General features: G+C 71.6%; 18 protein-coding genes. 11 read left to right on the top strand and 7 right to left on the bottom strand.

Annotation, left to right across the window (positions count from 1 at the left end; all coding sequences use genetic code 11):
• The first annotated feature begins 7 nt into the window (after window positions 1-7).
• The 3 genes from F4558_RS24345 to F4558_RS24335 all read left to right on the top strand — a co-directional run bounded on the left by F4558_RS24345 (window position 8) and on the right by F4558_RS24335 (window position 2,578).
• Window positions 8-898, top strand: a complete 891-nt coding sequence (locus F4558_RS24345) for a L,D-transpeptidase family protein (protein ID WP_167946095.1) — start codon at window positions 8-10, stop codon at window positions 896-898.
• Between the two features lie 98 nt (window positions 899-996).
• Window positions 997-1,239, top strand: coding sequence for a hypothetical protein (locus F4558_RS24340; RefSeq protein WP_053658822.1), 243 nt, complete (start codon window positions 997-999; stop codon window positions 1,237-1,239).
• 490 nt (window positions 1,240-1,729) lie between these two features.
• Window positions 1,730-2,578 (top strand): 1,4-dihydroxy-6-naphtoate synthase, encoded by an 849-nt coding sequence (locus tag F4558_RS24335; RefSeq protein WP_167946093.1) that lies wholly within the window; start codon window positions 1,730-1,732, stop codon window positions 2,576-2,578.
• Here the strand turns inward: F4558_RS24335 and F4558_RS24330 are convergent.
• Window positions 2,539-2,925, bottom strand: coding sequence for a cold-shock protein (locus F4558_RS24330; protein WP_053658827.1), 387 nt, complete (start codon window positions 2,923-2,925; stop codon window positions 2,539-2,541). The two genes, F4558_RS24335 and F4558_RS24330, sit on opposite strands and share 40 nt — an antisense overlap.
• A 27-nt stretch (window positions 2,926-2,952) precedes the next feature.
• A complete protein-coding gene (locus F4558_RS24325; RefSeq protein WP_167946091.1) occupies window positions 2,953-3,576 on the bottom strand; it encodes an HAD family hydrolase in 624 nt (207 codons plus the stop codon).
• Between the two features lie 84 nt (window positions 3,577-3,660).
• On the opposite strand from F4558_RS24325, the gene F4558_RS24320 reads away from it, so the two are divergent.
• Complete coding sequence (locus tag F4558_RS24320; protein ID WP_167946090.1) at window positions 3,661-6,144, top strand: helicase-associated domain-containing protein; 2,484 nt, start codon at window positions 3,661-3,663, stop codon at window positions 6,142-6,144.
• A 477-nt stretch (window positions 6,145-6,621) separates the two neighbouring features.
• Window positions 6,622-7,491 (top strand): helix-turn-helix domain-containing protein, encoded by an 870-nt coding sequence (locus F4558_RS24315; protein ID WP_312877393.1) that lies wholly within the window; start codon window positions 6,622-6,624, stop codon window positions 7,489-7,491.
• Here F4558_RS24315 and F4558_RS24310 read toward each other — a convergent pair whose 3' ends face one another.
• Together F4558_RS24310 and F4558_RS24305 are read right to left on the bottom strand one after the other, a co-directional pair.
• Entirely contained in the window at window positions 7,492-8,157 is a 666-nt protein-coding gene (locus F4558_RS24310) for a futalosine hydrolase (protein WP_167946089.1), read from the bottom strand. It abuts the gene before it with no gap.
• The gene (locus F4558_RS24305; RefSeq protein ID WP_167946088.1) at window positions 8,154-9,770 is read right to left on the bottom strand and encodes an MFS transporter; all 1,617 of its coding nucleotides are present in this window, start codon (window positions 9,768-9,770) and stop codon (window positions 8,154-8,156) included. The genes F4558_RS24310 and F4558_RS24305 overlap by 4 nt, the downstream gene beginning before the upstream one ends.
• On the opposite strand from F4558_RS24305, the gene F4558_RS24300 reads away from it, so the two are divergent.
• Window positions 9,769-10,698 carry a DUF3027 domain-containing protein gene (locus F4558_RS24300; protein ID WP_376767598.1) on the top strand — a complete coding sequence of 310 codons (930 nt, stop codon included), beginning with the start codon at window positions 9,769-9,771 and terminating at the stop codon, window positions 10,696-10,698. The genes F4558_RS24305 and F4558_RS24300 overlap by 2 nt on opposite strands.
• 61 nt (window positions 10,699-10,759) lie before the next feature.
• Here F4558_RS24300 and F4558_RS24295 read toward each other — a convergent pair whose 3' ends face one another.
• The gene (locus F4558_RS24295) at window positions 10,760-10,960 is read right to left on the bottom strand and encodes a DUF2530 domain-containing protein (protein WP_053659415.1); all 201 of its coding nucleotides are present in this window, start codon (window positions 10,958-10,960) and stop codon (window positions 10,760-10,762) included.
• 134 nt (window positions 10,961-11,094) lie between these two features.
• Here F4558_RS24295 and F4558_RS24290 point away from each other — a divergent pair, with 134 nt between their 5' ends.
• The 5 genes from F4558_RS24290 to thpR all read left to right on the top strand — a co-directional run bounded on the left by F4558_RS24290 (window position 11,095) and on the right by thpR (window position 15,728).
• Window positions 11,095-12,573 (top strand): NCS2 family permease, encoded by a 1,479-nt coding sequence (locus F4558_RS24290; protein ID WP_167946086.1) that lies wholly within the window; start codon window positions 11,095-11,097, stop codon window positions 12,571-12,573.
• Between the two features lie 115 nt (window positions 12,574-12,688).
• Window positions 12,689-13,138: a MarR family winged helix-turn-helix transcriptional regulator gene (locus F4558_RS24285; protein WP_306272943.1), complete on the top strand. Its 450-nt coding sequence runs from the start codon at window positions 12,689-12,691 to the stop codon at window positions 13,136-13,138.
• Between the two features lie 65 nt (window positions 13,139-13,203).
• On the top strand, window positions 13,204-14,487 hold the full coding sequence (locus F4558_RS24280; protein ID WP_053658838.1) for an MFS transporter: 1,284 nt from the start codon (window positions 13,204-13,206) through the stop codon (window positions 14,485-14,487).
• Between the two features lie 147 nt (window positions 14,488-14,634).
• Window positions 14,635-15,144: a hypothetical protein gene (locus F4558_RS24275; RefSeq protein ID WP_167946085.1), complete on the top strand. Its 510-nt coding sequence runs from the start codon at window positions 14,635-14,637 to the stop codon at window positions 15,142-15,144.
• 11 nt (window positions 15,145-15,155) lie between these two features.
• Complete coding sequence (gene thpR / locus F4558_RS24270) at window positions 15,156-15,728, top strand: RNA 2',3'-cyclic phosphodiesterase (RefSeq protein ID WP_167946084.1); 573 nt, start codon at window positions 15,156-15,158, stop codon at window positions 15,726-15,728.
• Window positions 15,729-15,852: 124 nt separating this feature from the next.
• Here thpR and sepH read toward each other — a convergent pair whose 3' ends face one another.
• Together sepH and serC are read right to left on the bottom strand one after the other, a co-directional pair.
• Entirely contained in the window at window positions 15,853-16,932 is a 1,080-nt protein-coding gene (gene sepH, locus F4558_RS24265; RefSeq protein ID WP_053658844.1) for a septation protein SepH, read from the bottom strand.
• A gap of 185 nt (window positions 16,933-17,117) precedes the next feature.
• Entirely contained in the window at window positions 17,118-18,245 is a 1,128-nt protein-coding gene (serC, locus tag F4558_RS24260; protein WP_167946083.1) for a phosphoserine transaminase, read from the bottom strand.
• Window positions 18,246-18,401: the final 156 nt, after the last annotated feature.

Here is an 18,401-nt window from a genome sequence, read left to right as displayed (position 1 = left end):
AGGTCTCATGAAGCGGTTCCGGATCACTTCCCGGCTGGTCGCCCCGCTGGTGGTCGTGCTGGTCGGCACCGGCGCGTGCACGTTCGATCCGCAGTCCGGCGGGGGTGGCGGCGGGGGAGCCGCCCCGGCAGGTGCGGCGGAACAGGTAACGGGGGCGAGCGGCACGTCCGGGCCGGACCAGCGCGGCCGGCCAACGCCGGCCGCGCCGACGGCGGAGCCGACCAGCAGCGCCACGACGAAACCCAAGCCCAAGCCGACCCGCAGCACGCCCGCCCCGACCACGGCCGCGCCCACTGCCCGAGCCGCCGGCTGCCCGCAGGGCGAGCACCAGCGCGCTGTGGAGACCTACCTCGCCCAGCTGGGCGGGTTCGGGCCGGTGGCCGTGGACGGCCAGCAGTCCGCCGCCGACTGCGCGGCCATCAAGAAGTTCCAGAAGAGGTACGGCATTCGCCCCGTCGAGGGTCGCGCCGGGCCAACCACGTTCGACGTGGCGAAGCGACTCGCCACCACCGATCCGACCCGCTGCAAGGCGGGCGCCGGCACCACGTTCTGCGTGGACCTGACCCGCCAGACAGTGTGGGCCCTGCGCAACGGCAAAGTGATCATGGAACCGACGGTGACGCGGACCGGCATGTCCGGCTACCGCACCCCGTCCGGCACGTACGCCGTCAACTACCGCAACCCCAAGGAGTGGTCCAACCCGTACGAGGTGTGGCTGCCGTACTGGCAGCACTTCACCCAGGGGATGGGCTTCCACGAGACCACCACCTACCTGCACGACAAGTCCATCGGCTCGCACGGCTGCGTCAACCTGCTGCACGCCGACGCCGTCCGGATGTGGGAGTTGGGCAAGGTCGGCACACGCGTCGTTCTGGTCGGCCGTCGGCCCGGCACCTGAGTGACCTGCCCGACTCCGGGTTTTAACCCCTGTCACAGCGGTCCCAGGAGTGACACTCTTGGGAGTTCAGGGGCCGAACCGGGCGGGGAGGGCTGGGCATGACGGTCGACCGTGACGTGATCGCAGAACACGAGCAGGCACCGCCCGACGAGGTGTCCCGAGCGACAGTGGTCGCATACGGCGTCGCCGCGACGCTCCTGCTCGGATGGTTCCTCTTCGGCTGGTTGGTGCTCCAGCAGGGCTTCGTCGACTCGGTCGGGGAGTCCGCAGGCGCCGGCTTCGCGCTGCTGCTGATCGTCTCGGTCATCGGCACCGTACGCCGCAGCCGCAGTCACCGCTGATCCAACAGCGTTCCCCACTCATGGGGCAGTTCCGTCTTGTCCGATGGTCGGGTGGCGGCGCCGCTGTGGAGCTGCCCCACTTATGGGGCGGCTCTGTTTGGTCGGATGGTCGGGTGGCGGCGCCGCTGTGGAGCTGCCCCACTTATGGGGCGGCTCTGTTTGGTCGGATGGTCGGGTGGCGGCGCCGCTGTGGAGCTGCCCCACTTATGGGGCGGCTCTGTTTGGTCCGGCGGTCGTGTGACGGCACCGCTGTAGAGCTGCCCCACTTTTGAGGCAGCCCTGTCTTGCCCGGCGGTCGGGTGGCGGCGCCGCTGCTGCGTGCCCCACGCATGGGGCAGCTCGACAGGGAGCGGCCATACCCCTGCGGGCTGGCGGCGGGCGGGTGGCGCTCGACCGGACTGGCAGGGTGGACGGCGGCGAGCGCGCTGGGCAGGTCACAGGCACGGGACCGCGCTGACCGAGCGCACGAGGGCGGGCTAACGTGAGGGGCGTGGCGCTCTCCCTGGCGATCTCGCCCTGCCCCAACGACACGTTCGTCTTCGACGCCCTGGTGCACGGTCGGGTGCCCGGCGCACCGCCGTTCGAGGTGACGTACGCGGACGTGGACGTCACCAACACGGCAGCCGAGCGGGGCGCATTCGACCTGGTGAAGGTGAGCTTCGCGGCGCTGCCCTGGCTCCTCGACAAGTACCACCTGCTGCCCTGCGGCGGCGCTCTCGGCCGGGGATGTGGGCCCCTGGTGCTCACCCGGGGCGACCGCGCGGGCGGCCCCGACCGCACCGACCTGACCGGTGCCACGGTGGCGGTGCCGGGCGACCGGACCACCGCGTACCTGCTGTTCCGGCTCTGGTCGGCGGGCCGGCCGCCGGCGCGGATCGAGGTGGTTCCGTTCCACGAGATCATGCCTGGCGTCGCGGCTGGCCGGTACGACGCCGGGCTCGTCATCCACGAGGCACGGTTCACCTACCACCGGCACGGCCTGACCGCGCTCGTCGACCTCGGCGAGTGGTGGGAGGCCGACACCGGCCTACCCATCCCCCTCGGCGCGATCCTGGCCCGGCGTGGCGTCGTCGACCCGGAGGCCGCCGCCGGCTGGATCCGCGAGTCGGTCCGGCAGGCCTGGGCGGACCCGACGGCCAGCCGGGAGTACGTGCTTGCGCACGCCCAGGAAATGGAGCCCGACGTGGTGGACCGGCACATCGACCTCTACGTCAACGAGTTCACCGCTGACCTTGGGGAAGCCGGTTTCGCCGCGGTGACGGCACTGCTCGACCGGGCCGCCGACGCCGGGCTCGTGCCTCAGACCTCCAGCTCGCGCGCCACCGCGTGGACCAACTGAGCGATCTTCTGCGCGGCCTTCTTGTCCGGGTACCGACCCCGACGCAGGTCCGGCTGGACCTTCGCCTCCAGCACCTTGATCATGTCTTCGACGAGACCGTGCAGCTCCTCGGCCGGTCGCCGGCGCAGCTCCGCCATCGACGGCGGCGCGTCCAACAGTTTGACGCCCATGGCCTGCGAGCCCCGGCGGCTGTCCACCACGCTGAAGTCGACCCGTTGACCACCCTTGAGGTCGGTGACGCCCGCAGGCAGGGCACCCTTGGGCAGAAACACGTCGCCGCCCTCGTCACTCGTGACGAAGCCGTATCCCTTGGCCGTGTCGTACCACTTCACTCGACCCGTAGGCACCTGTAAACCCCTGCTTCACTTGAGCCGCTACTGCTCCAAGGCTAGCTGGATCATGCCGTCGAGCGCCGCTGGGAATCCGACGAGATCGTCAAGCACCAGCTTCGCCCCGGCCGCGCGCAACTCCTGCGCGGAACACGGGCCCGTCGCTACACCGATCCCGGGCAGCCCGGCGGCTTCCGCAGCCACCATGTCCGCCACATGGTCACCGACGTAGTGGGTCGCGTCGTGCTCCCTCAAAGCGATCGCCTTCTGCTCGGCGAACAGGTCACCGGCCAGCTCGTCGACCTTGAGGCCCAAGTGATCCAGGTGCAGCCGGGCCAGCCGACCCATCTTGGCAGTGACAACCAGCACACGACCGCCCCGTGCGCGGATCGCCTCGACCGCCTCCCGCGCACCGGGCATCGGGACTGTCGGGGTGATCGCGTACGCCGGGTACAGCTCCCGGTACGCCAACACGGCCGACTCGACCTGCTCCGGCGGAAACCAGTACGCGAGCTCGGTACGCAGCGGCGGCCCGAGCCGGGACACGGCCAGATCGGCGTCCACCGGCACGCCCGTCCTGGCGGTCAGCGCCCGGAAGGTCGCGGCGATGCCGGGGCGGGAATCCACCAGGGTCATGTCGAGATCGAATCCGACGGTCGGTGCGGGCATGTCGAGAAACGTACCCGGTGACCCGGGGTCGGCCGGACGTCCGAGGGGCGCGACTGCCCCGTCCCGGGCTAGCGTGGAAAGACGATGACCACCTCACTCGCCGACCACCTGCGGTCACTGCCCGACGAGTCGCTGGCCGCGCTGCTCCAGCTTCGGCCGGACCTCGTCGTGCCCGTGCCGGCCGACATCTCCGCTCTGGCCATCCGCGCCCAGTCCCGGGTCTCGGTGGCACGCGCGCTGGACGGGCTCGACCAGTTCACCATGCAGATCCTCGACGCCGCCCGGCTCACCCGGCACCCGGACGAGGGCACCACGGACACCGACTCCGTGCTCGCCATGGCGACCGCCGGCCCGCACCCACCGGCGCCGACGTCCGTCCGGGCCGCCGTCGACCGGCTACGGGCGCTCTTCCTGCTGTACGGCCCCGAGCACGCCCTGCACGTGGCGGCCGCCGTCGACGAGGTGTCCCCGTACCCCGCTGGGCTCGGCCGACCCGCCGCGGACCTGGACCTGCGCTCGGCCGCGCTCTGCGCGGACCCGGCGAAGCTGCGCCGGACGCTACTCGCCGCGCCCTCGTCGGCCCGGGCGATCCTCGACCGGCTGGCGGCCGGCCCGCCGGTCGGCACCGTGCCACCGGGGGCGTTGCAGGCACCGCCGATCGGCGCGGAGGACCCCGTGCTCGCCGACCCGACAAACGGTGGGGCGCCGACCGGCTCGCCGGTGCGCTGGCTGGTCGACAACCGGCTGCTGGTTTCCACCTCATCCGGTTCGTCGACGGGCGGCGGCACTGTGGAGCTGCCCCGCGAGGTCGGCCTCCTGCTGCGTCGCGACAGTGGCCCACTCGGACCGCTGCACACCAGTGCGCCACCGGTGACTGCCGCGCCGCGCGAGCCGAAGGCGGTCGACTCGGCCGGGGCCGGGCAGACCATGGAGGTCGTCCGGCACACCGAAGGGCTGTTGGAGCAGCTCGCCGCCGAACCCGCGCCGGTGTTGCGCTCGGGCGGTATCGGCGTCCGGGACCTGCGGCGGTTGGCGCGTACCGCAGGGCTGGACGAGGCGACGACCGCGTTGCTGCTGGAGGTGGCGTACGCGGCGGGCCTCGCCGGTGAGCTGGAGCTGTCCGGTACGAGCACCGCCCGGTACGGGGCAGATCAGCAGGTGCTGCCGACCGGCGGGTACGAGGTGTGGCGGGCCGCTTCGCTGGCCCAGCGCTGGGAGCAGCTGGCCCGTGCCTGGCTGACGATGACCCGGCAGGTCGGCCTGGTCGGCCAGCGTGACGATCGGGACCGGCCGATCACCCCGCTCTCCGCCGAGGCTGAACGGGCCAGCGCACCCGCGACCCGGCGGGCGGTCCTCGCCGTGCTCGCCGACCTGGAACCCGCGACCGCACCCACAGCAGAGGAGGTCCAGGCTCTGCTGGACTGGCGGGCGCCACGGCGCAGCCGGGGCCGGGAGGCCGCCCACCGGGAGGTGCTGGCCGAGGCGGCGCAGCTCGGCGTGACCGGCCTGGGAGCGCTCACCTCGTACGGCCGGCTGCTGCTGGGTGAGCTGACGTCGGCCGACGAGCCGGGCGGCGACCCGCTGGGGCTGTACGTGGACGCGGAGAGCGGCGATCCCTCCAGCACCGCCCGGGCGCTCGACGCGCTGCTACCCGCACCGGTCGATCATTTCCTGGTGCAGGCCGACCTGACAGTGGTGGTGCCCGGCCCACCGGAGCCCGAGCTCGCCGCCGAGTTGGAGGCGGCGACCGAGCCCGAGTCGGCCGGCGGGGCAAGCGTGCACCGGGTCACCACGGCGAGCATCCGGCGCGCCCTGGACGCCGGTTACACGGCCGAGGATCTGCACGAGCTGTTCCGGCGTCGGTCGCGTACCCCGGTGCCGCAGGGGCTCAGCTATCTGGTGGACGACGTGGCCCGCAAACATGGCGGGCTGCGGGTCGGGGCGGCCGGGGCGTACCTGCGGAGCGACGACGAGACGCTGCTCACCGAGGTACTGGCCGACCGGCGGTTGGAGCCGTTGACCCTGCGGCGGCTCGCGCCGACGGTACTGATCACCCCGTACCAGGTGGGTCGGCTGCTGGTTGCCTTGCGTGACGCCGGGTACGCCCCGGTGCAGGAGGACGGCACCGGCAGCACCATGCTGTCCCGGCCCCGGATCCGGCGTGCCCCGGCGCGGGTGCCGGTGGGCACCCGGGCGTTCGACCCGCTGGCTGCCCCGAAGCTGCCGATGCCGCGGCTGCTCGGCGTGGTGGAGCACGTCCGGCGGGGCGATGCGGCGGCGCGGGCGGCCCGACGGGCGCCAGCGGTGGTACGCGGTGGTGCGGCGGGGCTCGGCGGTGGTCCCGTGCCGGCGCACACGCACAGCGAGGCCCTCGCGGTGCTCCAGCAGGCGGTACGCGACAAGGCGCTGGTCTGGGTCGGCTACGTGGACGCCCACGGGGCGACAGCCTCGCGGCTGGTCAAGCCGGTGTCGATCGGTGCCGGCTACCTACGTGCCGAGGACGAGCGGACCGAGATGCTGCACACGTTCGCGCTGCACCGGATCACCGCGGCGGTAGTGGCGGACTGATCCGAACAACGGCTCCGCCGCGCGGCCGCCCCTGGTGCCGAACGGCCTCTGCCGGATGCGGCGCGGGTTGCCGCTGTCTAGTGTCGCCGCCGTCTAGCGTTGCCGCTGTCTAGTCGCCAGTCACGATCGAGGCGCCAGCCCGCCGCAGAGGTATGGGTGTGACTGCCGCTCCCTGTAGAGCTGCCCCATAAGTGGGGCACGCTGAGCCGCGCTGACACGGCTGGCTGCGCCGCGATGCCGGGGGTGCCATGCGGCCGGCCGCTTCCACGCCAGGCTCGAGGTAATCCTGGCGGCCCCCGCGATGGTGGTCGTCGAACCGTGGGCTGCCCCGGCAGTCCGTCCGCCTGCCCCACTTATGGGGCAGCTCTACAGGCACTCACCGAGGTATGCACAGCGGCGGCGGCGCTATCCACAGGGTTATCCACAACCCGAAGGGCCGCTGTTGACGGTCGATGCTGAGCGGAAAACCATGGATTGGTGGCTATCGGTGAGGATGCAATCGACGTGGGGGCGACACTGCGGGATCTGCGTCGACGTGTCGATCTGAGCCAGCGGGAGTTGGCTGACCGGTCGGGCGTCCCGAAGAGCACGTTGGCCCGCATCGAGGCGGGGCGGGGCGCGGGGCCGGCGTTTCGGACGGTGGAGCGGCTCGTCCGTGCCGCCGGTGGTGAACTCGCCGTCAGGCTGCCCGGCGATGAGCCCAGGCTCGACGAGCCAGAGGCCGAGGGGCCAGAGACCGAGAGATCTGGTGCCGACGAGCCAGCGGACGAGCTACGGGACGAGGCGGGTCGTCGCTATCCGGCGCACCTTGACGTGCGTCGAGTCTTGACCCTCAAAGACTGGCCAGGTGCCTGGTGGGTGCACTCGTACACGCTGCCGGAGCGGTTGTGGCCGCTGCGTGTCCCGGAGTTGACCTACGACCTGGACCGAGGGCGGCGCGACGAGCGGCGGTGGCGGAATCGGACGCGCGCCCAGGTGCGGTTTCGGCGCGCGACCGAAGGGCTTCCGGTGACGTCCTGGCGCTTTCTTGCCGAGGTGCCCGGAGCCGGGGCGGTCGGTGAGTTGAGAGCCCATGAGCGCAGCGTCGACCTTCTCCTTGGCGAAGACTGGGGCGACAGGCGTGAGCTGGTGCTGGAGGGCGTGGTGGTGGCTCCCGGCCTGCGAACCCTGGGCATCGGGCGTCAGCTGATCGGGCTGCTGGCCAGAGAGATGGCAGTGGCCGGCATCCGGACGACCCACGCGATCGCCGAGGCCGGCGGTGTTGATTTCTTGCTTGCCTGCGGCTTCGAGCTGCAGGCGGGTCGGCCGTCGGCGCTCGCACTCGAAGTTCGTTCCTCTCGGCCGTAGTCAGTGCAGCGCTGCCGCCGCCTCGGTCAACGCGGCGAGGGCCTCGTGTAGGCGCCAGGCGTCGCGGTCACGAGGGCCGACCGGGTTGGAGATCGTGCGCAGCTCGGCGAACGGCAGTCCGGCCTGCGCTGCGGCGACCGCCACGCCGTACCCCTCCATGGCCTCGGCGACTGCGGCCGGATGGCGGCGACGCAGCTCGTCGGTGCTGAGGGCTGTGCCGGTGACAGTGCTGACCGTGAGGATCGGGCCGGCCGTGGCGGCCGGCAGGGCTGCCCGCAGCGCCGCCAGCAACTGCGGGTCGGCCGGCATCACGCTGCCGCCGCCGAGCAGAGCGGGCGGCATGCCCAGCTCGTCGACGGGGATGAAGCCGTCGGGTGATTCGGCACCGAGGTCGGCGGCGATGCTCGCGGTACCGAGCACGGTGTCCCCGACGCCGGCCTGCCCGGCGAAGCCGCCGGCCACGCCGGCGCTGACGACGGCACGGTACGGGTGGCCGGCAGACTCGGCCAGCACCAACAGCCGGGCGGTGGCGGCACCGGCCACGGCCGGCCCCACTCCGACCGGGGCGACGGTCACCGTGGCGTCGACCAGGCCGGCGCGCACCGCGTCGGCCTCGGCGGGCACCGCCGTCACCACCAGCAGCCCGGTCGCGCCAGCGGCGGTCACGACAGCGGGCCGGGGGACTCCCGGCGCGTCTCGTCCTCGGTGCTGCTTCCCGGGCCGCCGACAGCGGAGGAAGGCCGATAGATGTGGTAGCCCGGCGGAGCTAGCCCTGGTTCGTCGTACTGTGGCGAGCTGGCCTGGGCCGGTGCCGGCGAGGTGGGGGCGGCATCCTGCGGTGCCGCGGCGGGCTCGTCGGCCGGCTCGTCGTCGGTGGCCAGTTCGTCGTCACCCAGCGGTCGGCCGGCCAGCTTCTCGGCGCGGAGCCGGGTGGCGACCAGCACCCCTCGGACGGCGGCCAGGATGCCCACGCCGGCCGCGACCGCGATGCCGGTACGACCGTTGAACGGGACCAGCCCGAGCCCTCCACCTGCGACGAAGGCGAGCATCAGCACCGTCTCGGAGTGGGCGAACGAACTGGCCCGCAGTCGTTCCGGGATGCGTTCCTGAATGGAGGCGTCGACGGCGAGTTTGGAAATTCCGCTGACCAGCGCGGTGACCAGGCAGAGTAGCGCCACCATCAGCAGTGAGAACTGGATGACGGCCAGCACGCCCACCCCGGCCACGATGATCATGCTGCTGGACTGGATGGCGGTCGGCCGGTGGATGCGCAGGCGGGTGCCGACGGCCGTGGCCAGGAAAGTGCCCACCGCCAGCGCGGCGCCGACCAGCCCCAGCGCCCACTCCGCCCCCAGATCCCGGCCGAACACCCCGGTGGTCAGGTCGCCCTTCTTGATCGCGAAGGCGAGGAACAGCAGCAGGAAGCCGTACATCGCACGCAGGGTCGCGGCACCGATCAGGCTGGCCATCACCAGCCGGCCGGCTGGACGGCCACGACCCAACGGCCGTTCGCCCCGCCGCCGGCCGAACGCCCGCAGCGGCCGGGGGACCCGCTCCGGTGGCTCCGAATCCGCCTTCGGTGGCAGTCGCAGCGAGATGACCATGCCGACGAGGAAGATCACCGACGCGACACGCAGCGGCCACTGCGGCCCGAACCAGAACGCCGCCAACCCGATCGGCGCCACGAGCGCGCCCGCCACAGTGCCGTAGACGCTGGCCCGCGCGCCCACCTGGGAGAGGCCAAGCCCTTCCGGCAGCAGTCGGGGCACCGCCGCGGATCGGGCCACGCCGTACGCGCGGGACAGTGCGAGCACCCCGAAGGCGGCCGGATAGAGCCCGAAGCCGTGGATGTAGTCGGAGATCAGCCAGGCCAGGAACGCCCGGCCGAGCATCGTGGCGGCCAGCGCGTACCGCCGGCCGTGCCGGAAGTGGTCCAGCAGCGGACCCACCACGGGGGCGAGCATCGCGAACGGAACCATCGTCACCAGCAGGTAGAGCGCGACCTTGCTGCGGGCCTCGCCCAGCGGCACGTTGAAGAAGATCGTCCCGGCCAGGCCGATGGCGATCAAGGTGTCGCCCGCGCAGGAGACGGCGTGCAGGTCGAACAGGCGCACCATGCCGACCTCGCCGCCGGCCCCCCTGGTCCGGGCGCGGCCGGCGTGACGGGTCACCCAGCGTCCGCTGCCCACGGAACCACGCAGGAGCAGGCGGACGGCACGGATGCCGGTGCCGACGGTACGCCCGAGGATGGATCGCCCGGAGCGGTTGTACGGCGGCATGTGCACCATCCTCGCCCATCCGCCCCACCTACGCCGCACCACTGCGGGGAAACGTTCCCTGGGAGTCCCTGTCACCCGTGCGGGGCGCATGGGGAACAATGGTGAAGTGACCAGGCCCGTCTCCACCCGTGCCGCCCGCCTCGACCAGGTCTGTGCCGCCGCCGTCGAGGTGGCCCGCGCCGGCATCACCGAGGTGGACGCCGACGACGTCGGCGATCACCTGCAGGTTGTGGCCGAAGGTGACCGGCTGGTCACCCACTACTTCGACTGTCGTCTCGCGGGTTACCAGGGCTGGCGGTGGGCGGTCACGGTGACCCGAGTGCCGCGCAGCCGGACGGTGACGATCTGCGAGGCGGTGCTGCTGCCCGGCCCGGACGCGCTGCTCGCGCCCGGCTGGCTGCCCTGGCAGGAACGGCTCAAGCCGGGCGACCTCGGCCCCGGTGACCTGCTGCCGACCTCACCGGAAGACGAGCGGCTGGCGCCTGGCTATCTGCTCTCCGACGACCCCGCGGTCGAGGAGACCGCCTGGGAGTTGGGCCTCGGTCGGACGCGGGTGCTCTCCCGGGAAGGCCGCGCCGACGCGGCGCAGCGCTGGTACGACGGCGATCACGGCCCCACGGCTGCCATCTCCACCGCCGCTCCGGCCGCTGCCAGATGCGGCACCTGCGGCTTCTACCTGCCGCTGGCAGGTGCGATGCGCCAGGCGTTCGGCGCGTGCGGCAACTTCTACGCCCCTGACGACGGTCGTGTGGTGAGCGCCGACCACGGTTGCGGCGCCCACTCCGAGACGCTTATCGAGGCCGCCGAGACCGCGGTGGAGGATCTTCCGACGGTGTACGACGACAGCGCGGTGGAGGCCATGTCGGTCAGCCGTGCCCCCGGTTCGGTGGAGTCCAGCGAGCCTGCGGAGCCGTACGGGCATTCCTGAACCTGCGGAGCCGTACGGCATTCCTGACAGTGCGCGGTGGTGGCCGGACGGGCCGCTGACGTCAGCTCGCTCGGCGGCGGCGCCGCTTGGCGTCGTGACGCATCATCGTGGCGAGGCCGGGGAAGCCCCACAGAAATCCGGCGAGGCAGGTCCAGAGCCAGTTCTGGTGGCCGTTCTCGGTCAGCCAGCCTCGGAAGAAGATCAGTAGCACCAGCCCGGCGACCGCCCAGGCGATCAGCCCGGCGACGGCGAACGGCACCATCGGTGGGTCCAGCGGCGCGGGCCGCGGTTGCTGGTCGTTCGGCACGCGGCAAGCGTACGGGATCTACTTCCCCTGCCCGCCAGCGATCTGGGACGATGCCGGCGTCAACCGGAAAGATCACCTGCGAGGACCTGATGGCAGTTCTGCCGCCCGAGAACGGCACACCACCCGCCCCCGCTCATCCACGTAACGGCTTTGACCGCTTTTTTGAGATTTCCGCCCGTGGCTCAACGTTGAGCCGTGAGGTACGTGGTGGCCTGGCGACCTTCTTCACGATGGCGTACATCGTGGTGCTCAACCCCCTGATCCTGGGCGGTGCCGTCGACGGTGACGGAAAGTCCCTCCCGATTCCCGCGCTGGCCGCGGCGACCGCGTTGGTCGCCGGTCTGATGACGATCCTGATGGGGGTGGTCGGCCGGTTCCCGCTGGCGCTCGCCGCCGGCCTGGGTGTCAACGCCTTGGTGGCGTACGAGATCGCGCCGGAGATGACCTGGGCCGACGCCATGGGCCTCGTGGTGATCGAGGGCGTGCTCATCGCGGTGCTGGTGCTGACCGGCCTGCGTACCGCAGTGTTCCGCGCGGTGCCGACGCAGATGAAGACCGCGATCGGAGTCGGTATCGGCCTCTTCCTGACCATCATCGGTCTGGTGGACGCCGGTTTCGTCCGGCGGATCCCGGACGACGCCAACACCACCGTCCCGGTCGGTCTGGGTATCGGCGGCAAGCTGGTGAGCTGGCCGATGCTCGTCTTCGTGGTGGGTCTGCTGATCACCCTGGTCCTCGTGGTGCGGCGGGTGAAGGGCGCGATCCTGATCGGCATCCTGGCGTCCACGGTGCTCGCGGTGATCGTGGAAGCGGTCGGCAACATCGGCCCGTCGTTCGTCAACGGGCAGCCCAACCCGAAGGGCTGGTCGCTGAACGTGCCGGAGTTGCCGAAGACGGTGGTGGACCTGCCGGACCTGTCGCTGCTCGGCAAGTTCAACGTGCTCGACTCGTGGAGTCGGGCCGGCTGGCTGGTCGTGCTGATGTTCGTCTTCACCCTGCTGATCACGGACTTCTTCGACACCATGGGCACGATGGTGGCGGTCGGCCAGGAGGGCGACCTGCTCGACGAGAAGGGCACTCCGCCGAGGGCGAAGGAGATCCTGCTCGTCGACTCGATCGCGGCGGCGGCCGGTGGTGCTGCCAGCACCTCCAGCAACACGTCGTACATCGAGAGTGCCGCAGGTGTCGCGGAGGGTGCCCGGACGGGCGCGGCCAACCTGGTCACCGGCGCCCTGTTCCTGCTGGCGATGTTCCTGGCGCCACTTGTGGTGGTCGTGCCGTTCGAGGCGGCGTCGACGGCCCTGGTGGTGGTCGGTTTCCTCATGATGACGGCGGTGCGGACGATCGACTGGTCCGACTACGAGATCGCCATCCCGGCGTTCCTCACCATCGTGCTGATGCCGTTCACGTACTCGATCTCCAACGGGATCGGTGCTGGTCTGATCACCTTCGTGGTGGTCAAGCTGGCCAAGGGCAAGGCCCGGGAGATCCACCCGTTGCTGTACGGGGTGGCCGCGCTGTTCGTGCTGTACTTCCTGCGTGGGCCGGTCGAGTCCCTGGTGCTCTGACGTCTGCTCCGGGCGGGGAGCGGATCGGACTTCCCGCCCGGAACGGCGCGAATGTTCTCGTGAGGCGAGTCATATTGGATGTCATTAGCCAGGCTTATTAGTTAGGCTAACTACCGTGATGGAGCGGACGGTGACGGCGGAACGCGTGCCACCGGCGCAACTGGCTCCCCAGTTGCGTGATGCGATCACCCGACTCAACCGGCGGGTCCGCCAGGCCCGGCCGGTTGGCGACCTGACGGTCACCCAGCTCTCGGCGCTCACCAGCATCCGGCTGGCGGGCACGATGACGCCGAGGGAGCTGGCCGACGTCGAACGGGTGCAGCCACCGACGATGACCAAGATCGTTGCGAAGTTGGAGGAACGCGGCCTCGTGCGGCGGACCCCCCACCCGACCGACGGCCGGCAGGTCATCCTCGCGGCGACCGAAGGAGGGCAGGCCGTGCTCGACCAGTTCGAGCGGGCCCGCGATGAGTGGCTGGCCCACCGGCTGGCCGCGCTCGACGAGGACCAACGGGAGACCCTGCTCAGGGCCGCCGGGATTCTCCAGCAGCTCGCTCGCGCCTGAGCCCGCGCCACTGGGCCGTGCCGTCACGTGTCGATGACGCGTACGTCCAAGGAGGCGCACCAAGAGTGCAGGCCAAGCTGAGCACGATGTTCCAGTCCCTACAGGTCCGTAACTACCGGCTCTTCGCGTCCGGGCAGCTGATCAAACTGATCGGCGTCTGGATGATGTTCATCGCCCAGGACTGGCTGGTCCTCGAGCTCTCCGACAACTCGGCCACCGCGCTCGGTGTGGTGACCGCCCTTCAGTTCACCCCGGTGCTGCTGCTCACGCTGCTCTCCGGCCGGCTCGCCGACCGGTACGACAAGCGGGTGCTGCTCTTCGTCGCCAACGCCTTCTGGACGGTGCTGGCGCTCGGTATGGCAGTGCTGGTCCTCACCGATCTGGTGCAGCTCTGGCACGTCTTCGCGTTCGCCGCGCTGCTCGGCACCGCCAACGCCGTCGAGACCCCGGTCCGCCAGGCGTTCGTCTCCGAGCTGGTCGGCACGCCGCTGCTGCCCAACGCGCTGTCGCTGAACGCCGCAGTGTTCAACTCCGCCCGGATCGTCGGCCCGGCCGTAGCCGGCCTTGCCATCGCCGCCTTCGACGTGGGCCCGGTGTTCCTCGTCACCGCCCTCAGCTCGATCGCCCCGCTGGTCACCGTGGTCCAGATGCGGACCTCCGAGCTGCACCGCGCCGCCCTGCTGCCGCGCGACGAACGGGACTCCGCCCGGGTGATCGACGGGCTGCGGTACGTGTGGCGCCGGCCGGACCTGCTGCTGCCGATGGCGGTGATGTCGGTGATCGGCATGTCGCTGTTCAACTTCCAGCTCACCCTCGCCGCGCTGGCCAAGACGGTCTTCCACACCGGTGCCGCCTCCTTCGGCCTGTTCAGCACGGCACTGGCCGTCGGGGCGCTCGGTGGTGCTCTCAGCGGCACCGGCCGGCGCAGCCGACCGTCGGTATGGCTGGTGCTCGGCGCCGCTGTCGCCTGCGCGAGCTTCGGCACCCTGGTCGGCTTCGCGGGGGCGTACTGGCTGGTCGTGGCGCTGCTGGTGCCCACCGGCTTCTTCATGGTCTTCTTCGCCCAGGCCGCCAACCAGCGCGTCCAGCTCGGCGTGGACGCCGCCTTCCGGGGACGGGTGATGGCCCTGTGGGTGCTGGTGTTCCTGGGCACCAACCCGGTCGGCGCACCGCTGATCGGCTGGGTCGCCGAGCACTTCGGCGCCGGCGCGAGCATCTGGATGGGCGGGCTGATCTCGCTGGCCACCGCGCTTATCGCGCTGGCCTGGCAGCTGCGCCGCTCCGATGCCCGGCTGCGCTTCCGGGTGCTGCCCATGCCCCGCTTCTACGTCGTCTCCGCCAACAGCTGAGCGCGTCAGGAACGGCCCCTTCCTCTCGCAACCCGCGAGGAGGGGGTCGTTGCCTGTACGGGGCACCGGAGCGGGTCCCGATCGGCGGATTGTGCGGATGCGGCGAAATTGCTGGCGAGGCGGCACGACGGGGCTTAGCGTCGATATGTGGAAGTCGGACGCGCGCTGACGCTTGCCCTGGCGCTCATCGCCATGGCCAGCCTGCCGGCGGCGTTCGCCCTGCTCTTCTGCGCCGACGAAATCCTCGACCGGGTGGTCTGTGGCTGGTCGGAGTGGCGTGAACGCCGTCGGGAACGGCGCACCATCGCCCGTCTCGACCGCGCCGTCGAGGCCGACTCGCTGACCCGCGACATCGACCTCAGTGAGTTCGACAGCGCCGACCGGCGTCCTCTGGAGCAGCTCGCCGCCGACCTGCGCCGCCTCGGTGGCCAGCGGCTCGGCAGCAACGGCCGGTCCATGGTCTGGTACGCGGGGGTGCTCCAGGCGTACGACGACCGGCTCCGTTTGGCCTGCCGCGCCCTCGACATCACCGAACACCTCGCCGAGCTGACAGGCGTCGACCAGGAGATCGAACGTGTACGGGTCGAAGGTGTGCTGCACGCCGCCGGCCTGACCCTCCCGGCGGCCCGCGCCGGGCACCGTCAACGGCACCGCTGAGCGGCTCGTCGTTGCGGCTCTTCGTCGCGGTCTACCCGCCCGTCGAGGCGGTCACCCACCTCGGCACCCGGGTCGCCGGCCTGCGTGTCGGTGCGGCGGCCGCCGCCGACATCCCGATCCGGCTCGCCGACCCGGCCAACCTCCACCTCACAGTTGCCTTTCTCGGCGAGGTCGAGACCGCCCGGCTGGTCGAGGTCTTCAGCGCTCTGGGGCTGGCCGCCGAACGGTTCCGCGACGGTCGGGACGCCCCGCCCCGGTTGCGGCTCGGCGGCGGTGGTCTGTTCGGCGATGGCCGGCGCACAGTGCTCTGGACAGATGTGCGCGGTGACGTCGAGGCGTTGCGGACGCTGGCCGGGCTGACCCGGGACCGGTTGCGGCACGCCGGCCTGCCGTATGACGAGAAGCCCTTCCGGCCGCACCTGACCATCGCCCGGCCCGGTGACCGGATGGCCCCGGCCGACATCGAGGCCGACCGGGTCACCCTTGACGACTACCGAGGGCCGGAATGGCCGGTCAGCGAACTGCTCCTCGTACGCAGCCACCTCGGCCCGCGCTACGAGCGCCTCGCCGCCTGGCCCCTGTGAGTCGAGGCATCATGGGTCGCAGTCGAGTGTGAACCGAGGCGCACGTCGCAGTCGAGCCGGTGGGTGGGGTCGCGCGGCCCCGCGTCGACAGGAGGCGGATATCGTCGCCCGTCGACGCGGAGCGTCAGGAAGACTCGCGCGCGGCCGGACCGCTGCCGAAGAGAACGTCGTCCCAGCTCGGCAGCCGCTTGCGCGGCTTGCCGGCAGCGTCGGTGGACTCGCCACCGGCCGCAGCCGCGGCACCGGTCCGCCGAGGTCGCAGCACCGCCAGCGACGGCACGGCCGGGACCTCCTTTGGCGCATCCGCGTCGTCGTCGAAGGCCGACCCCTGGCCGCCGCCGAGAAGCGCGGCGGCACCGCCGCCGACAGGTCGCTGCCGGGGCGCGTCCGACCCTGCCAGAGCAGCAGGGGTACGCGGTTCCAGCCCACGACCCGACGAGGCGCCGAGCGGACGGTCCAGTGAGGCGAGCAGGGCGTCCCGGCCAGCCCGGATCGGGTCCCGACCCTGGCGGGGGTGCTCGGACGCGGCCGGCAACCCGTGCCCACCACGGCTCGGTTCACCACGCGACGGGCCGGGCAGGGCGTGCCCACCCCGCTCCGGCGCCGGCTCCTGACCGAGGATCGGCGTGGGCCGCTCGGCGCACAGGTACTGCGCCATGTCGTCGTGCGGCGTGACCGCCTGCCGGGTCTTGTCGAGATCCCAGATGGCCTGCGCGGTGGCCTTGCCGGACGGCCAGGTGGCGATGATCCGCCAGGTGCCGTCGTCGCGCCGGTAGGCGTCCCAGGAGATCTTCTCGGTGTCGATGCCGTGCTGGCTCAGCCGGCCGTTCACCACCTCGGCGAGCGGGGTCGGCTTCTCCGCGCCCTTGAGCCTGGTGCGGCGGGCGTGCTGGGCGAGCATCGCCCGCTCCTGGAGCACCGGCCCGGCGTAGCGAAGCACACGGTCCACAGGCACACCGGCGATCCGGGCGACGTCCTCGGCGGACTCACCGGAGCGGATGCGGGCCTGGATGTCCCGAGGAGACAGCGAGGGAACCGGGTCGACGGTCGTCGGCGCCGCCGGAAGGGGCGGTGCGCCGGGCTCGGCGTGCAACGCGCCGGCGATCCGCTCGTCGATCGGCAGGGCTAGCAGCCGCCCGACCTCGTCGGCGAGAACCAGGGCATGGCCGTCCTCGGAGAGGGCGACGAAGCGTACTGGGCGCATTGCGTTGCCTCCGTCCCGCTTCGCTGGCCGCACGCCACGAGTCGGCCACCCAGGCGTCTCTGACCACCGTACGCGCATCTGTCTCGGGGTGGGGGAAGCGACACCCCGCATGTCGCGACTGAGCTGCGGCGATGATCACGGTCGGTGTCGGTCGGGGCTCCGACCAACACCGACCGTGACGATCGTCAGAGGCGCTCGACCACGTAGTCGATGGAGGCGGTGAGCGCCTCGACATCGGACGGCTCGACGGCCGGGAACAGCGCCACCCGCAGCTGGTTGCGGCCGAGCTTGCGGTACGGCTCGGTGTCGACGATGCCATTGGCGCGCAGCGCCTTGGCGATCGCCGTGGCGTCCACACCGTCGGCGAAGTCGATGGTCGCGACCACGTTGGACCGCAGCGCCGGGTCGGTCACGAACGGAGTGGCCACTGTGGACCGCTCCGCCCAGCCGTACACCGTCGCGGCGCTCTCGGCGGTGCGCTTTGCCGCCCAGGCCAGGCCACCCTGCGCGTTCATCCAGTCGGTCTGCTCGGCGGCCAGGAAGATGGTCGCCAGCGCCGGAGTGTTGTACGTCTGCTCCAGCCGCGAGTTGTCGATCGCGGTGGTCAGATCCAGGAAGGCCGGGATGTAGCGGCCGGACGCCTTGATCTCGGCGGCCCGCTCCAGCGCGGCAGGCGACATCAGGGCCAGCCAGAGGCCACCGTCGGAGCCGAAGCACTTCTGCGGCGCGAAGTAGTAGACGTCGGTCTCGCCGACGTTGACCTCCAGGCCACCGGCGCCGGAGGTGGCGTCGACAAGCAGCAGCGAGCCCTCGTCCGCGCCCGCGACCCGACTGATCGGCACGGCCACACCGGTCGAGGTCTCGTTGTGCGGCGTCGCGTAGACGTCCACGCCGGCCTCGGCGACAAGGGTGGGCGCGCTGCCCGCGTCGGCCTTGCGGACGGTCGGCTCGCCCAGGAACGGGGCGTCCTCTACCGACTTCGCGAACTTGGCACCGAACTCGCCGAAGCTGGCGAACTGCGCACGGTCCCGGACGAGGCCGAACGTGGCGACCTCCCAGAACGCGGTGGTGCCGCCGTTGCCGATCACGACCTCGTAGCCCTCGGGCAGCGAGAAGAACTCGGCGATGCCGGAGCGCAGCCGGGCAACCTGGTCGCGGACCGTCTTCTGCCGGTGCGAGGTGCCCAGGAAGCTGGTGGCCACGTCGGCGAGAGCGGACACGGCCGCAGGCCGGACCTTGGACGGGCCGCAGCCGAACCGGCCGTCAGCGGGCTTGATCTCGTCGGGAATCCGGATGATCGAGGCGTCAGCCACGGTATGAAGGTCCTTCCGCAAGGGCTAGGGCGGGCCCGGCGACACTGCCGGCCCCCATCCTCGCACCAGGATCCGGCGGTGAAGGCCAGGCCCTCACCTGCAGGCCTGAGTCCTTCACCACACTCACCCCCGCCGCGACGAAGGAAGGGCCCCTTC

The organism is Micromonospora profundi, from assembly GCF_011927785.1.
Taxonomy (GTDB): Bacteria; Actinomycetota; Actinomycetes; order Mycobacteriales; family Micromonosporaceae; genus Micromonospora; species Micromonospora profundi.
Note: the sequence above shows the minus strand (reverse complement) of the source record. Positions and strands in the feature narration are given on the sequence as shown.

Coding starts and splice junctions, on each gene's coding strand:
- F4558_RS24345 (WP_167946095.1), top strand. CDS start 8: ATGAAGCGGTTCCGGATCACTTCCCGGCTGGTCGCCCCGCTGGTGGTC.
- F4558_RS24340 (WP_053658822.1), top strand. CDS start 997: ATGACGGTCGACCGTGACGTGATCGCAGAACACGAGCAGGCACCGCCC.
- F4558_RS24325 (WP_167946091.1), bottom strand. CDS start 3,576: ATGCCCGCACCGACCGTCGGATTCGATCTCGACATGACCCTGGTGGAT.
- F4558_RS24320 (WP_167946090.1), top strand. CDS start 3,661: ATGACCACCTCACTCGCCGACCACCTGCGGTCACTGCCCGACGAGTCG.
- F4558_RS24300 (WP_376767598.1), top strand. CDS start 9,769: ATGTGCACCATCCTCGCCCATCCGCCCCACCTACGCCGCACCACTGCG.
- F4558_RS24305 (WP_167946088.1), bottom strand. CDS start 9,770: ATGCCGCCGTACAACCGCTCCGGGCGATCCATCCTCGGGCGTACCGTC.
- F4558_RS24295 (WP_053659415.1), bottom strand. CDS start 10,960: ATGGTGCCGTTCGCCGTCGCCGGGCTGATCGCCTGGGCGGTCGCCGGG.
- F4558_RS24290 (WP_167946086.1), top strand. CDS start 11,095: ATGGCAGTTCTGCCGCCCGAGAACGGCACACCACCCGCCCCCGCTCAT.
- sepH (WP_053658844.1), bottom strand. CDS start 16,932: ATGCGCCCAGTACGCTTCGTCGCCCTCTCCGAGGACGGCCATGCCCTG.